Genomic DNA, 14,361 nt, shown 5'->3' on the forward strand with positions numbered 1-14,361 from the left:
AGGCTGAGTCCCGGCTCAGCCGATCGGTTGGGTGGGTGACGCCGGTGCGGGGGAGGCGAGGGGGCGGCAAGTAGGGTGTGGGGCGCGGGAGGGGCCGGTGGGTCCACCGGCGTGATCAGCGGGGTTCGGGCTTACGAGGAGGGGTTTTGATGGTCGACCGACGTCGGCGTTCGTTGCGGACGGCGCTGGTGGCCGAAGCTCTTCGGGTGGCCTTGGCAGGGCGGCCACGGACCGACCCGGCCGCGGGGCTCGACATCGTGGACCTCGGCGGAGGCACTGGTGGGTTCGCGGTGCCGCTGGCGGTCGAGGGTCACCGGGTGACGGTGATCGACCCGAGTCCGGACGCGTTGGCGTCGCTGGAGCGGCGGGCGTCCGACGAAGGCGTCAGCAAGCTCGTGCGCGGCGTCCAGGGTGATGCCGCTGACCTGCCCGAGGTGGCGGGCGAGGCGAGCGCCGACGCGGTGCTCTGTCACGGGGTGCTCGAGGTCGTGGACGACCCGGCGCAGGCGCTGCAGGCGATGGCGTCGGTGTTGCGCGAGGGTGGCGTGCTCAGCCTGTTGGTTGCCCAGCGCAACGCCGTCGTGCTGGCCCGCGCGCTCGCGGGTCACCTCACCGAGGCCCGCACCGCGCTGCAGGACCCGGACGGCCGCTGGGGTGCGGCCGACCCGATGCCCCGCCGCTTCGACGAGACCGCGATCGTGGGGCAGCTCGCCGAGGCCGGCTTCATGGTCCACACCGTGCACGGCGTCCGGACCTTCACCGACCTGGTCCCGGCCGCCATGGTCGACTCCGAACCCGGCGCCGCGGAGGCCCTCGCCGACCTCGAGCGCGCCGCCAGTCAGCACCCAGCCTTCCGGGCCCTGGCACCCCAGCTGCACATCCTCGCCACCCGCTGACGCAGAAGACCCAACCCACCTGCCTCCGGCGGCGCCAACCCGCCGGTGTGGGGTGGCGCTGAGCTGCTGGTGTGGGGTGGCGCCGGGCCGCTGGTGTGGGGTGATGCCGAGCTGCTGGTGTGGGGTGGCGCCGGGCCGCTGGTGTGGGGTGATGCCGGGCCGCTGGTGTGGGGTGGCGCCGGGCCGCTGGTGTGGGGTGATGCCGAGCTGCTGGTGTGGGGTGGCGCCGGGCCGCTGGTGTGGGGTGATGCCGAGCTGCTGGTGTGGGGTGGCGCCGAGTTGCTGGTGTGGGGTGGCGCCGGGCCGCTGGTGTGGGGTGATGCCGGGCCGCTGGTGTGGGGTGGCGCCGGGCCGCTGGTGTGGGGTGATGCCGAGCTGCTGGTGTGGGGTGGCGCCGAGCTGCTGGTGTGGGGTGATGCCGAGCTGCTGGTGTGGGGTGGCGCCGGGCCGCTGGTGTGGGGTGATGCCGAGCCGCTGGTGTGGGGTGGCAGGCCTGCCGGCAGATCGGTACTGCCACCGAACGGTGGGCGGCGGCGGACGGGTCGGCCCGTTCGGAGCGGTTCAGGCGCGGCGGCCGCGATCTGCCGGGGCGAGCGCATCGGCACGCTGGTCGGATCGGGCCGACGTGCAGCACCGACCAACGGCTCGACGTTCGTTTGGTGCCCGCTTGGTGGGTAGCTGGAGGGCGGCGTCGACGGACGTTGATCGGTGGTGGGCGTCGGGGTCAGTCGGCGACCTGGATGGCTCGGGCGGGGCAAAGCACGGCGGCTTCGTGGATTTCCGGCGACAGCGCCTCCGGGGGATTGGAGGTGAGCAGAACGACGGTGCCGTCCTCGTCTCGTTGGTCGAACACTTCGGACGACGTGAGCACACATTGTCCGGAAGCGATGCAGGCGTCCTGGTCGACGGTGACCTTCATGGGGATTCCTCCAGGGACTTCAGCTCCGGCGGGCGGTCGAAGGGACAACCAGTTGCCCTCGGCATCAGAGCGGGTGCGAGCGTCATCGGTCTCCTGCAGGGCGGGCTCACCAGGTCACCGGCAGCGCGTGTACGCCGTACACGATCGCGTCGTGCTTGAACGGGATCTCCGTGAGCGGCGCGGCCCGGCGTAGCGTCGGGATGCGGCGGTAGAGCGTGCTGTAGACGACGCGCAGCTCCATCCGCGCCAGTGGCTGCCCGAGGCACTGGTGGATTCCGAACCCGAAGCCGACGTGCCGCTTGGCGTCCCGGCGCAGGTCCAGCCGGTCGGGGTCGGGAAAGACCTCCGGATCCCGGTTCGCGATGTCGTTGGGGAAGACGATTCCGTCGCCGGCCCGGATCGTCTGCCCGGCGAGCTCGATGTCCTCCAGCGCGACGCGGGTCAGGCCGAGGTGCGTGATGGTGAGGAAGCGCAGCAGCTCCTCGACCGCGCTGTTCACGACGGCCGGGTCGTCGGAGTTCCGCAGTGCCTCGAGCTGGTCCGGGTGTTCGAGCAGGGCGAGCGTGCCGAGAGCAATCATGTTCGCGGTGGTCTCGTGCCCGGCGACCAGCAGCAGGACGCCGATGCCGGCAGCCTGCTCGCGGGTCAGCTCCCCGGCGGTGACGCGCGCGGCGAGCTCGGTCAGGACGTCGTCGCCCGGCTCGGTGGTCTTCCGCCCGACCAGGTCGTCCAGGTACGCCGTCAGCCGCTCGCGCGCCGCCATCCGCTCGTCGAGCGGCGTCTCGATCGTGATCAGCGCCTTGCTGGTGACCTGGAAGAACTCGTGGTCGTCGTACGGGACGCCGAGCAATTGGCAGATCGCCAGGGACGGCACCGGCAGCGCGAACGCCTCCATCAGGTCCGCCGGTCGCGGACCCGCCAGCATCGCGTCGATCAGGTCGTCGACGATCTGCTGCACGCCCGGCTCCATCGCGCGGACCCGCTTGATCATGAACGGCGCGGTCACCATGCGCCGCAGCCGGGCGTGCTCCGGGTCGTCCATCGAGATGAAGCCGACCGAGCTGCCGGTCCGGGGGATGCTCGGCTGCAGGATCGGGAAACCGTGCTGGTTCCGGTCGGCGCTGACCCGGTCGTCCGCCAGCAGCGCCCGCTGGTGGGCGAAATGGGTGACCAGCCACGGCGTACTGCCGTCCCACAGCCGCACCCTGGACAGCGGCTCGGCGGCCCGCAGTTCGCGCAGCTCCGGCGGCGGGTCGAACGGGCAACCAGTTGCCTTGGGCATCGGATAGGACGGTTGCACAGTGGTGTCGAGCGGCATCGCGTCACCTTCTGTCATCGGTCGGTGCCTGTTCGTACAGCTTCACTTGAGCTCGATTTAAGTCAAGTGCCTGACTTAAACGCTTGTTGGCAACGTGCCGATCGGCGTCGGTTGCCGTACCGTGACGCGCGGGACAGGCGGTCAGGGTTTCGTGGACCGCACCGGCGGCCTAGACTGGACTCGGCCTATCGAGATCGCGCTCACCATGGAGGGATCGACGGTGCCCCTCTCGGAAGAAGAGCAGCGCCAGTTCGAGCAGCTCGAACGTGCCCTCGCTGCGGAAGACCCGAAGTTCGTCTCCGCCATGCGAGGGACCAATGTGCGCTTGTACTACAAGCGCCGGGCAGTTCTGGCCGGCGTTGGATTCGTGCTGGGCATCGTCATTCTGATGGCCGGCGCGATCATCCCCAACACCATCATCGGCGTCATCGGTTTCGTGGTGATGGTGGCGTGTCTGTACATCGCGGCGCTGAGCATGAAACGGATCAGCAACGCCGGCGACAGCGACGACCTGCCGCCGCCGCCGCCGAGCAAGAAGCACCGGACCAGACACGAGTCGTCCGGCAGCTTCATGGAGCGGATGGAAGACCGGTGGCGCCGGCGGCGCGACGAGGACCTCTGACCACCGGCTGAGCGACTCCTGCGACCACACCCGCGCACCGCGCCGGGTGTGGTTCTGGTTTGCGCTGCCATACATCACTCCCGGTGACTGTGGGTACCGGTGGACCGCACCCGTACAGGGCGGTCCAGCCGACCGCCACGGTCGTCGTTGGGAGTCGAGAGTATGAGCATCGGAGTCGGGATCTTCCTCATCGCCGTCGGCGCGATCCTCGCCTTCGGGATCCGGGACGACGACGGCGGCACGGTCAACCTGACGGTGGTCGGGGTGGTGATCATGCTGGCCGGCGCGGCCGGGATCTGGTTGTCGTACAAGATCACCAACGACCGCCGCCGGGTGCCGACCGACGCGATCGATCCGGCGGTCGAGGAGCAGTACCGCACGATCGAGGCGAGCCACGCGCACGACCAGCACCACACCCGCGTCGAGCACGTCACCGACGGCCGGGCGGCCAAGCCCGCGGCCAGCAAGCCGGCCAAGCCGGCCAAGCCAGTGGCACCCAAGACGCAGACCACTCAGCCGATCACTCCGCAGCCGGTCGAGTCGGAGCTCGGCGAGCACTTCGATCCCGTGCAAGCGGTCGACAAGCCGCGGACGCCGCCGCCGGCCGCCGAGCCTCCCGTCGCCGAGCCGCCGCCCAGCACCGAGCGCACGGTCGAGCTGGACCCGTCGGCCAGCGGTCTGCCTGAGCACCCGCGGCGCCGCACCAACTGACGGATGACCCAAGAACCCCCGGACCAGCCGGTCCGGGGGTTCTTGGCGTACGGGGAAGCGTTGACCTCGGTGGAAGGCGGGTGGTCAGTCCGCGTGCCGGCTGCGGCGGGGGACCAGGGTGTTGCGAATTCTCGCCAGCAGCAAGTCGAACTCGTCGAGCAGATCGGACGCCTCGGCGCTGCCGCGGTTCAGGTACCAGCGCCACGACGGCGGAAGCAACCGCGCCCGCCACCGCCGCACGAGTTTCGCCTGACTCCACAGCGCCTTCCGTACGTCGGCCGCTTCGCTGCGCAGGTCGACGTCGACGTCCCCGACTCCGGCGTACCGGACGGCCTCCAGGCCACGCGCCAGCCGGCGAGCCTGCGGCTGGACCGGCTCCGGCACCTTGCCGGCCATCCACTCGCCGAGCTGCCGGGGCGTCGAGCTGTCGGACCAGTCCAGGCCGAGGTCGCGTGAGGTGTCCCGGATCTCCGCCCACAATCCCTCGACCCCGGCACGTCCCGGCGGACGCGCGAACCGCCGCCGCCTGGTCAGCGACCGGATCAGCCACGGAATACCGAGCAGGACGACGACGAGCAGACCGATCCCGATCGCCTTGCCGCCGCCGTTGCTGAACCAGTTGCCGGTCTCGGTGACCGCGAGGCCGGTGTCCTCGGGCAGGTTCCGGTCGCCGGGGCGATCGATCTCCGGGTCCACCGAAGCGCCCGGCGTCGTCGGCGCGGCCGTCGGAGCGGTGGTCGGGGTCGACGGCACCGGCGCGGCCTGCTCGGTCCAGGTCGGGGTGGTCGCGACCCGCGCCGACGGCGTCGGCTCGAACCGGACCCAGCCGAGCCCCTGGAAGTACAGCTCCGGCCACGCGTGCATGTCGTGCATCCGGACGACGTACTGGCCGTTCTTGCCGGCCTGGCCGGGCAGGAAGCCGATGCCGACCCGGGACGGGATCCCCGCCACCCGCGCCATCAGCGCCATCCCGGTGGCGAACTGCTCGCAGTAGCCGATCCGGTCCTCCAGCAGGAACTTGCGCAGCGCCGGCATCCCGCTCTTGGTGTCGGTGTCGGTGCTGTAGGTGAAGTTGCCGTTGCTGCGGAAGAAGTTCTGCAGCAGGACCGCCTGCTGGAACCGGTTGCCCTTCGCGTCCGCGACGACGTCGTTGGTCAGCTGACGGATCTCGTCCATGTTGTTGGTCGGGACCTGGCTGGTGTAGCTGTCCGGCTCGGCGCCGGGCGGGGTGTCACGCAGCAGCTCCGGCGTCAGCGGCAGCTGGTAGGCCTCGAGGCTGTAGTCCTTGCCGCCGACGACCCCGCCGTTCGCGGACAGGACGTCGAGCGAGGCCGGGTTGTAGCGCCAGCGCTCCTTCAGCGAGATCGAGCGCAGCGGGTACGGCACCGGGGCGAACTGGGACCGGAAGTTCCGGCTCACCTCGACCTTCATCTTGGTCGTCGGCACCTTGGCCAGGTCGCCGTTGAAGCCCTGCGGTGCCACCAGGTCGGCGTTGGTGATCTTCTGGCCCTGGTTGCGCTGCGAGATCCGCCAGACGTTGCCGTCGAACTGGTCGAGCGCGGTCAGCCGCAGGTACGTCCCGCCGGCCGGGCCGCCGCTGTAGGTCAGCGCGGTCACGTTGTCGCCGCGCTTGAGGTTCTTGCCCATGTCGAGCATCGGGTCGGTCGACGAGATCGACGCCCCGATCCCGGTGCCGCTGCCACCGCCGCCGGCCAGGCCGTTGCCGATCACGCCTTCGGGCAACGTAGGCAGCAGGGCGGGCACCAGGGCGGCCAGCACGATCACGGTCAGCCCGATCCGGCGGCCGGCCTGGCCGAGCGCGGAGGCCTCGATCGGTTCGGACGCGTCCAGGTGTGAGACGCCGGAGATCCGGCGGCCCCAGCGACTGAGTCTGGTCCGGCCCTCCGCCGACAGCAGCACGATGTAGCCGACGGCCGGCGGGATGAACAGAAGCGCCGGCAGTCCGCCGTGCACGGTCGCGGCCGGCACGGTGTACATGGTGAGCAGCAACAGCCCGGCCCACGCGGCCTGCCGCAGCTGCACGGCGATCAGGTGGATCAGCAGTCCGGTCGCCGCGATCACCGACGCGGCGAACAAGGTCAGGTGGTCGTCGGGCGGCAGTGGAGCGCTGAAGCGGTTGATCGCGCTCATCGCGTTCACCATCTGCTGGTTGAACTCGAGCGCGGTCTCCTTCCACGGCACCAGCCCGAACCGCAGCGTGTCCCGCAGGAAGATCAGCGACAGCAGCTCGACCAGCACCGCCAGCTGCACCACCGGTACGACGATCCGCGGGGCGCGCAGGTTCTGCAGCAGGATCCCGGTACCGGTGACGAGCGCGCACAGGAACGCGCTGATGAACAGGAACGGCCCCGAGAACACCGGTGCCAGCACCAGCGCCCCGAGCACCGTCGCCACCCACGCGGCGAGCGAGATCCGCACGTGTCCGGTCATGCGATCCTTCCACTTCTCAGTCCGAGGCTGGACCACACCGTCGGTAGATGGTCGCCGCGGCGTACTCGCGCCACGCGCCAGCCGTTGCGGCGGAGCTCGTGTTCGGTGGCGTCCGTGGCGGCGGCGAGCCGGTTGGCCTTTTCGGTGCCCTCGGCACCGACCGCCCAGGTGGCCGCGTCGAGCAGCAGTGCGACACCGGTGGCCTGGCCGGTCCGCCAGCGGTTCAGCGCGGTGACGTCGTCGCTGGTGCAGGCACCGAGCACGGCGATCGCGAGGCTGGGCTCCTGGATGTGCCGGTCCACGCTGAGCAGTGGGCCGATCTCGGCGTACTTGTGCTCCTCGACCGTGGCGCACTCGGTCAGCAGCTCCTGCGTGGTGAGCGGCTGGTGGACCGCGGTCGAGCTGCGGTGCGTGATCGCGGACAGCGTGGTCGGTCCGCCGAGCAGAGTGGTGACGTAGCCGCGGTGGATCCGGTCCGCGCCGATCGAGGCGACCGCGCTGACCGACCACTCCAGGCTGGACGACGGTCCGTGCCCGTGGTGGGAGACCGTGCGGGCGTCGAGGAAGATCGCGCATCGGCTCTGCCAGGGCTGCTCCTCGCGGCGCACCATCAGCGACCCCCGGCGGGCGGTCGAACGCCAGTGCACCCGGCGCAGGTCGTCGCCGTCGCGGTACTCGCGAACGGTGGCGTCCTCCTCACCGGCCGACGCGATCGCACGCGGCCGGTTCTCACCGGAGCCGGCCCGGTCCGACCCGAGTCGCACCTCGGGCAGCTTGTACACCCGCGGTGTGACCAGCAGATGCTGGCTGCGGGCGAAGGTCCGGCTGGTCTCCACCAGACCGAACGGGTCGGCGACCGTCAGCATCAACGGCCCGACCTGGAACAGCCCGCGGACGTCCGACTTCACCGGATAGGTGACCGTGCGCTTCCAGTTCGGGCTGACCCGGTCGACCACGAACCGCGGCCGGTGGCCGAGCACGTAGGGGATCCGGTCCTCCAGGAGCAGCAGTCCCGCCGGCATCCGGCCCTCGTTGCTCAACGTGAGCTCGACGGTGGCCTGGCTGCCGACCGAGACCTGCGCCGGCGCGAGACTACGGCGTACCTGCAGGCGGAGCCGGGTGCGGCCGACCACCAGCGCGGCCACCAGCGGCAGCGCGACCAGCAGGATGCCGACGCGCAGCAGGTCCTTCTGGCCGAGCAGCAGTGCGCACAACGACGCGGTGATCCCGGCAGCGACGAACGCCCGCCCCCGGGTGGTGAGTCCGCGCAGTGCCTGCCTCATGTCTCAGTCCCGGCGGGTGCGGGGCAGCGGCACGGAGGCGACCAGCCCTGTGATGATGTCCGACGCGCCCCGGCCACCGAGGTGGGCCTCGGCCGCCGGCAGCACCCGGTGGGCCAGCACCGGTACGGCGAGCTCCTGCAGGTCGTCCGGCAGCACGAACTCGCGCGAGTCCAGCGCGGCGGCGGCCCGGGCGGCCCGGATCAGGTGCAGTGTCGCGCGGGGGCTGGCGCCCAGGCGCAGCTCCTGCGAACGACGGGTCGCACCGACCAGGGCGACGGCGTACTCCTTGACCGACTCCGAGACGTGCACCGACTGGACGGTCTTGACCAGTCGCAGCACCTGCTGGCTGTCGGTCACCGGCTGCAGGTTGTTCAGCGGGTCGGTGGCGGAGTGGCCGTCGAGCATGCGCAGCTCCGCGGCCGGCTCGGGGTAGCCCATCGAGACCCGCGCCATGAAGCGGTCGCGCTGCGCCTCGGGCAGCGGATAGGTGCCCTCCATCTCGATCGGGTTCTGCGTCGCGATCACCATGAACGGCGCCTCGAGTTGGTACGTCGTGGTGTCGACGGTGACCTGGCGCTCCTCCATCGACTCCAGCAGCGCGGCCTGGGTCTTCGGCGAGGCGCGGTTGATCTCGTCGCCGACCACGATGTTCGCGAACACCGCGCCCGGCTTGAACTCGAAGTCGCGGACCTCCTGGTTGAACACCGACACGCCGGTGATGTCCGACGGCAGCAGGTCGGGCGTGAACTGGATCCGGCGCACGGTGCAGTCGATCGAGCGGGCCAGTGCCTTGGCCAGCATCGTCTTGCCGACGCCCGGTACGTCCTCGATCAGCAGATGTCCTTCGGCGAGCAGCACGGTGACTGCTGTCTCGACGACGTCGGGTTTGCCCTCGATCACTGTCTCGATGGCTCGGCGGACCCGTCCCGCCACCTCTGTCAGCTCGTCGAAGTCCATGGCCGAGCTGGTCGCGGTGGTGCTCACCCTGAGTCCTCCCCATTGGTTGTTGGCCGACTCATTCTGACCCGGGGCCGGGGTCGGGCCTAGCCCTGCGGGGATTTCGTTACCGCCCGTTTCGGCACGGACGAAAGTAACCCTCACCTGGCGTCGCTGATCCGTCACCGGTCGACGTGAATCCTTCCCACCCAATGTACGAGGGGAGCGAAACGGGGCGGATTTGGTTGACCGTGGGGCAAAGTGGAGTAAGGTGGAGCGCAGTGGTACTGATGTGGTGGACAACAGCTCGACCTGAGACGGAGAGTCCGCAACGGGGAGGTGGAGCGTGTGTTCCTCGGAACTCACTTCCCCAAGCTCGACGACAAAGGACGGCTGTTCCTGCCGGCGAAGTTCCGCGACGAACTCTCCGAGGGTCTGGTGATCACCCGCGGACAGGAGCGATCGCTGTCCGTGTGGCCCGAAGCCGAGTTCGTACAACTGACCGAGCAGCTGAAACAGGCTCCGATCACCAACAAAGGTGCCCGGGACTACCTGCGGATGCTGTTCGCCGGAGCCTCGAACGAGGTGCCGGACAAGCAGGGCCGGGTCACCATCCCGCCGATGCTGCGCGATTACGCAGGACTGGATCGCGACTGCGTCGTCATCGGGGCGATGAACAGGGTGGAGATCTGGAACACGGAGAACTGGAACAGGTACTCCGAGGAGCAGGAGCAGGCGTTCGCCGACCTGTCCGAGGAGGTACTGCCCGGGATCTTCTGAGCAGGACCCTGAGCACGACCTGGACCGAGCAAGACCTGTGCCCCGCCGGGCGTCCGGTGAGATCACGGGTCCGACTTCCGACTCGGGTGTTGGCGTCACTTCCCCGGCGCCAAGGCCGCGAGTACTTCCCCGGAAGGCGTACCCGCGATCTGACCGGACGACGGGCGCTCCACAGTCCTCCACCCGGTGCTCCACTTCGCACCACCACGCCCCCGCCGAGCGATCGGCACAGTCAGGCAGTAGTGCACGCAACCCGCGGGGGCAGGGTCGCTCCCGCGGCGACGGAAGGGTCGAGATGGACGGTGCCGAGGGCTTTGCGCGGAACGGATGGCTGATGCCATGACCGTTCTGATGCCGCGCCTCCGGCACGGCGGGTCATGGGGCTTGAACTCCCGCCCTTCCCTCGTCACTCCGGTCGCTTCGCTCCCTCCGCTCCTCAGTCCAGGGCGGGAGGCCCCATGACCGGTCCTCCGCAGCCGTCCGAGCGCCATGTCCCTGTCATGCTCGACCGGGTCGTCGCTCTGCTCGCGCCGGCTCTTCAGCAGCCCGGGTCCGTCCTCGTCGACGCGACGCTCGGGCTCGGTGGGCATTCCGAGGCATTCCTGCAGCGCTGCCCCGAGGCCCGGCTGATCGGGCTCGACCGGGACCCCGCCGCGCTCCGGCTGGCCGGTGAGCGGCTGGCGCCGTACGCGGATCGCACCACGTTCGTGCACGCCGTGTACGACGAACTGCCGCGCGTGCTCGACGACCTCGGCGTTCCGGCGATCGACGGGATCCTGTTCGACCTCGGGGTTTCGTCGATGCAGCTGGACGAGACCGACCGTGGGTTCGCCTACTCCCAGGACGCGCCGCTGGACATGCGGATGGACTCGACCGCGCCGACCACGGCCGCGGACATCCTGAACACCTACAGCGCGGCCGACCTGGCCCGGATCCTGTTCCAGTACGGCGAGGAGAAGTTCGCCCGCAAGATCGCCGACCGGATCGTCCGGGCCCGGGAGACCGAGCCGTTCACGAACAGCGCCCGGCTGTCCGAGCTGGTCCGCGACGCGATCCCGCAGGCGGCCCGGCGGACCGGGGGACACCCGGCCAAGCGCACCTTCCAGGCGCTGCGGATCGAGGTCAACGGCGAGCTCGAGGTGCTGCGCCGCGCGCTGCCGGCCGCGGTCGCGGCGCTCGCGCTGCACGGGCGGATCGTGGTGATGAGCTACCACTCGCTCGAGGACCGGATCGCCAAGCAGACGCTGGCCGCGGGCACCAAGTCCGACGTACCGGACGACCTGCCGGTGATCCCGGCGGGGCACGAGCCGTACCTCAAGTTGCTGACGCGGGGCGCCGAACGGCCGACCGAGCAGGAACTGGCGGACAACCCGCGGGCCGCCTCGGTCCGGGTCCGGGCCGCCGAACGGGTCCGCGTGAAAGGACTGGTGGCCTGATGAGTACTGTCTTCAGCCCGTCGAAAGCACGGGTCACTCCGGCCGCACCGGTCAAGAAGCAAGAGCCGAAGCTGCGGATCGTGTACGGCGCGCCGTTCCGGCCGCCGCGGATGCCGTTCGTCCTGTTCGTGGTCGCGCTGCTCGCGGCCGGCCTGGTCGGCCTGCTGCTGCTCAACACCGAGCTGCAGCGCGGCACGTTCCAGGTGACGGCGCTGAACCAGCAGGCCGACCAGCTGCGCGACCAGCAGGAGCAGCTGGAGCGGCAGGTCCGCACGCTGGAGTCGCCGCAGAACCTGGCCGACCGGGCGCTGCGGATGGGCATGGTGCCGAACCCGAACCCGGTGTTCCTGCGGCTGTCCGACGGGCGGGTGCTCGGCGTACCGGAGGAGGGCAAGGCGGGGTCCGGCGCGGCGATGTTCGGTCCGGAGCAGCAGCCGGTGAAGCCGAAGCCGCCGGTCGTCGCCTCACCGCCACCGGCCGGTACGGCGCGGCCGCCCGCGAACACCGCCAACCCGCCGGCCGGTACGACGGTGAACCCGCCGGCCGCCACGACCACCAAGCCGCCTGCGACGACCACAGGGACCAACCGACCGACCGGGGGATGATCGGATGACGGAACGACGGGGAGACGAGCCACCACGCAAACGTGGCGAGCCGGGGCGAGGCAACCCGCCCCGCAAGGCTCCGTCGTCCCGTCGCCCCGCCACAGAGGGCGGTCGCCCGGCTGCACAGCGTCCCCGCCGCCCGGCGGACGAGCGCCGCTCGCAGGGCTCCGACGAGCCCACCCGGCCCCAGCGCCGCGCCGCCGGCGCGGAGCCGCGGCGCACTCCGCGCCGCGAAGGTGCGGCGGGTTCCGGTCGCGAGGGATCGACTGCGGCGACGTCTCGCCGTGGCGGCGCGGGCGCTGCGCGCCGCGAGGGCTCCGGCGCGTCGCGCGAGGACGCGCAGGCGCCGCGGCGCGCGGCGAAGAAGACCGCCGCGAGCCGGCCACGCAAGAGCGCCGACGGCGCACGGCGCGTCGGACCGGACGGCAGGCCGCAGGCCAGGAAACTCGGGCCCGACGGGAGGCCGGCCAAGAAGGCCGCGGCTCCGCGTAAGCGCCCGCCGCAGAATCGGCGGCCTCCGCGCAAGCCGCGGCCGAAGAAGCCGCCGAGGCTGCTGAAGCTCGGGCGGCCGACGCTGCGGCTGCGGGCGACGTTCGTGGTGATGGCCTTCGTATTGTCGCTGTTCGCCGGCCGGCTGGTGATGCTGCAGGGCGTCGACCCCGACCGGTACGCCGCCGCCGCGGTCCGCGAGAACACCAAGCCGTTCGTGCTGCACGCCTCCCGTGGCTCGATCCTGGACCGCAACGGCGTCCCGCTGTCGGTCTCCGAGGACGCGGTCGCGATCACCGCCGACCCGACCCAGACCGCGAAGATCGCGAGCCAGCTGGCCGGCGTCCTGGCGCCCCGGCTGTCGTCCACCGACTACGCGACGCTGATGAGGAAGCTCACCGGCAAGGGCCGGTACGTCGTGCTCGCCAATCAGGTCAGCCCGCAGACCTGGAACCAGATCACCGACGAGATCAAGCAGCGCAACACCGCGATCAAGGACCAGAACAAGGGCCTGCCCGAGGAGCAGCGCAAGCCGTTGCTGGCCGGCCTCTACACCGAGGCCGATCCGGTCCGCAGCCACCCCAACGGCACCATCGCGGCCAACGTGGTCGGCGTGGTCGGTGCCGAGGGCAAGGGTCTGGCCGGGCTGGAGTACGGCCTGAACGACAAGCTGTCCGGCCAGGACGGCAAGGCGATGTACGAGGTCGACGCCAAGGGCAACAAGATCCCGAACGCCGACCACACCGTCGAGGAGCCGAAGCCGGGGCTGACCGCCCAGCTCACCCTGGACGCCGATCTGCAGTGGTTCGCCGAGCGGCGGATCGAGCAGGCGGTCAAGCAGTGGAAGGCCAGCTCGGGAACGGTGGTCGTGATGGACACCAAAACCGGCGAGATCCCGGTGATGGCCAACTACCCGAGCTTCGACCCGAACAAGCCGGTCAAGACCAGCGCCCTGAAGAACCGCGCGCTGGAGCAGGTCTACGAGCCGGGCAGCGTGCAGAAGGTGGTCACGATGGCGGCGCTGGCCGACGCCGGGCTGATCTCGCTGGACACCAAGCTCAAGGTGCCCGGCTCCTACACCGTGCAGCGGCGGACCATTCGCGACCACTTCGACCACGGTGTGCTGAACCTGACGATGGCCGGCGTGATCGCCAAGTCGTCGAACGTCGGCACGATCATGGCCGCCCAGCAGATGCCGATCACCGACTTCGTGCACTACCTGAAGAAGTTCGGTTTCGGCGAGCCGACCGGGATCAACTTTCCGGGTGAGAGCCGCGGCCTGATGCCGCCGGGTGACGAGTGGAGCGAGCTGACCCGGTCCAACGTCGCGTTCGGCCAAGGGCTGTCGGCCAACGCCGTCCAGATGGCCGCCGCGGTCAACGCGGTGGCCAACGGTGGGGTGTACATGCCTCCGAAGCTGGTGAAGAACTGGATCGACGCGGACGGCAACGTCACCCCGAACAAGGTCGCCGAGCCGCGCCGGGTGGTCAGTGAGTCGGCCGCCAAGCAGGTCTCGACGATGATGGAGGCGGTCACCGCCGACAACGGCACGGCGCCGCAGGCCGCGATCGCGGGCTACCGCGTGGCCGGCAAGACCGGAACCGCGCAGCAGGTCGACTCGGCCTGCGGTTGCTACCGCAAGTGGGCGACGTCTTTTGCCGGATTCGCGCCGGCCGACAACCCGCGGTTCGTTACCTACGTCGTACTCCAGGACCCGACCAACGGGCGCGGTGGTGGTTTCCAGGGAGGTCCGGTGTTCCGAGACGTGATGAGCTACGCGCTGCAGAAGTACGCCGTACCGCCGACCGGTGCGAAGCAGCCGAACGTTCCGATCACCTGGTGACCGCCCGCACGGTGACCGAGGGTCAGGTAGGTGTCACAGGCCCCGGAACGGTAGCCTCTGGGGCCGTGTCCA

At 70.4% G+C, this 14,361-nt stretch carries 13 protein-coding genes; 8 read left to right on the forward strand and 5 right to left on the reverse strand.

Translation table 11 applies throughout. The features are described from left to right. The first annotated feature begins 149 nt into the window (after positions 1 to 149). Entirely contained in the window at positions 150 to 896 is a 747-nt protein-coding gene (locus tag ACQPXM_RS16615; RefSeq protein WP_432949511.1) for a class I SAM-dependent methyltransferase, read from the forward strand. 45 nt (positions 897 to 941) lie between these two features. Continuing rightward, positions 942 to 1,574: a hypothetical protein gene (locus ACQPXM_RS16620; protein WP_432949513.1), complete on the forward strand. Its 633-nt coding sequence runs from the start codon at positions 942 to 944 to the stop codon at positions 1,572 to 1,574. Positions 1,575 to 1,620: 46 nt separating this feature from the next. On the opposite strand, the gene ACQPXM_RS16625 is transcribed toward ACQPXM_RS16620, so the two are convergent. Beyond that, positions 1,621 to 1,815: a ferredoxin gene (locus tag ACQPXM_RS16625; RefSeq protein ID WP_432949515.1), complete on the reverse strand. Its 195-nt coding sequence runs from the start codon at positions 1,813 to 1,815 to the stop codon at positions 1,621 to 1,623. 106 nt (positions 1,816 to 1,921) lie between these two features. Then, on the reverse strand, positions 1,922 to 3,133 hold the full coding sequence (locus ACQPXM_RS16630; protein ID WP_432949517.1) for a cytochrome P450: 1,212 nt from the start codon (positions 3,131 to 3,133) through the stop codon (positions 1,922 to 1,924). A gap of 94 nt (positions 3,134 to 3,227) precedes the next feature. Here ACQPXM_RS16630 and ACQPXM_RS16635 point away from each other — a divergent pair, with 94 nt between their 5' ends. Together ACQPXM_RS16635 and ACQPXM_RS16640 are read left to right on the forward strand one after the other, a co-directional pair. Beyond that, positions 3,228 to 3,755, forward strand: a complete 528-nt coding sequence (locus ACQPXM_RS16635; RefSeq protein WP_432949519.1) for a DUF3040 domain-containing protein — start codon at positions 3,228 to 3,230, stop codon at positions 3,753 to 3,755. 162 nt (positions 3,756 to 3,917) lie between these two features. Continuing rightward, positions 3,918 to 4,466 (forward strand): DUF6458 family protein, encoded by a 549-nt coding sequence (locus ACQPXM_RS16640; RefSeq protein ID WP_432949521.1) that lies wholly within the window; start codon positions 3,918 to 3,920, stop codon positions 4,464 to 4,466. Between the two features lie 84 nt (positions 4,467 to 4,550). Here ACQPXM_RS16640 and ACQPXM_RS16645 read toward each other — a convergent pair whose 3' ends face one another. The 3 genes from ACQPXM_RS16645 to ACQPXM_RS16655 are packed head-to-tail and all read right to left on the reverse strand — an operon-like array spanning position 4,551 to position 9,142. Next, positions 4,551 to 6,917, reverse strand: a complete 2,367-nt coding sequence (locus tag ACQPXM_RS16645; protein WP_432949523.1) for a transglutaminaseTgpA domain-containing protein — start codon at positions 6,915 to 6,917, stop codon at positions 4,551 to 4,553. Continuing rightward, on the reverse strand, positions 6,914 to 8,200 hold the full coding sequence (locus tag ACQPXM_RS16650; RefSeq protein WP_432949525.1) for a DUF58 domain-containing protein: 1,287 nt from the start codon (positions 8,198 to 8,200) through the stop codon (positions 6,914 to 6,916). Before ACQPXM_RS16650 ends, ACQPXM_RS16645 begins: the two co-directional genes overlap by 4 nt. Positions 8,201 to 8,203: 3 nt before the next feature. Next, positions 8,204 to 9,142: an AAA family ATPase gene (locus ACQPXM_RS16655; RefSeq protein ID WP_425553104.1), complete on the reverse strand. Its 939-nt coding sequence runs from the start codon at positions 9,140 to 9,142 to the stop codon at positions 8,204 to 8,206. A 342-nt stretch (positions 9,143 to 9,484) separates the two neighbouring features. Here ACQPXM_RS16655 and mraZ point away from each other — a divergent pair, with 342 nt between their 5' ends. The 4 genes from mraZ (at position 9,485) to ACQPXM_RS16675 (ending at position 14,289) form a co-directional block, all read left to right on the forward strand. Then, on the forward strand, positions 9,485 to 9,916 hold the full coding sequence (gene mraZ / locus ACQPXM_RS16660; RefSeq protein ID WP_077016819.1) for a division/cell wall cluster transcriptional repressor MraZ: 432 nt from the start codon (positions 9,485 to 9,487) through the stop codon (positions 9,914 to 9,916). A gap of 458 nt (positions 9,917 to 10,374) precedes the next feature. Beyond that, entirely contained in the window at positions 10,375 to 11,352 is a 978-nt protein-coding gene (gene rsmH, locus ACQPXM_RS16665) for a 16S rRNA (cytosine(1402)-N(4))-methyltransferase RsmH (RefSeq protein WP_432949527.1), read from the forward strand. Further along, a complete protein-coding gene (locus ACQPXM_RS16670) occupies positions 11,352 to 11,957 on the forward strand; it encodes a hypothetical protein (protein ID WP_432949529.1) in 606 nt (201 codons plus the stop codon). Before rsmH ends, ACQPXM_RS16670 begins: the two co-directional genes overlap by 1 nt. Positions 11,958 to 11,961: 4 nt before the next feature. After that, positions 11,962 to 14,289, forward strand: a complete 2,328-nt coding sequence (locus ACQPXM_RS16675; RefSeq protein ID WP_432949531.1) for a penicillin-binding transpeptidase domain-containing protein — start codon at positions 11,962 to 11,964, stop codon at positions 14,287 to 14,289. Positions 14,290 to 14,361: the final 72 nt, after the last annotated feature.

The sequence above is a fragment of the Kribbella sp. CA-253562 genome, from assembly GCF_050942265.1.
Lineage (GTDB): Bacteria > Actinomycetota > Actinomycetes > Propionibacteriales > Kribbellaceae > Kribbella.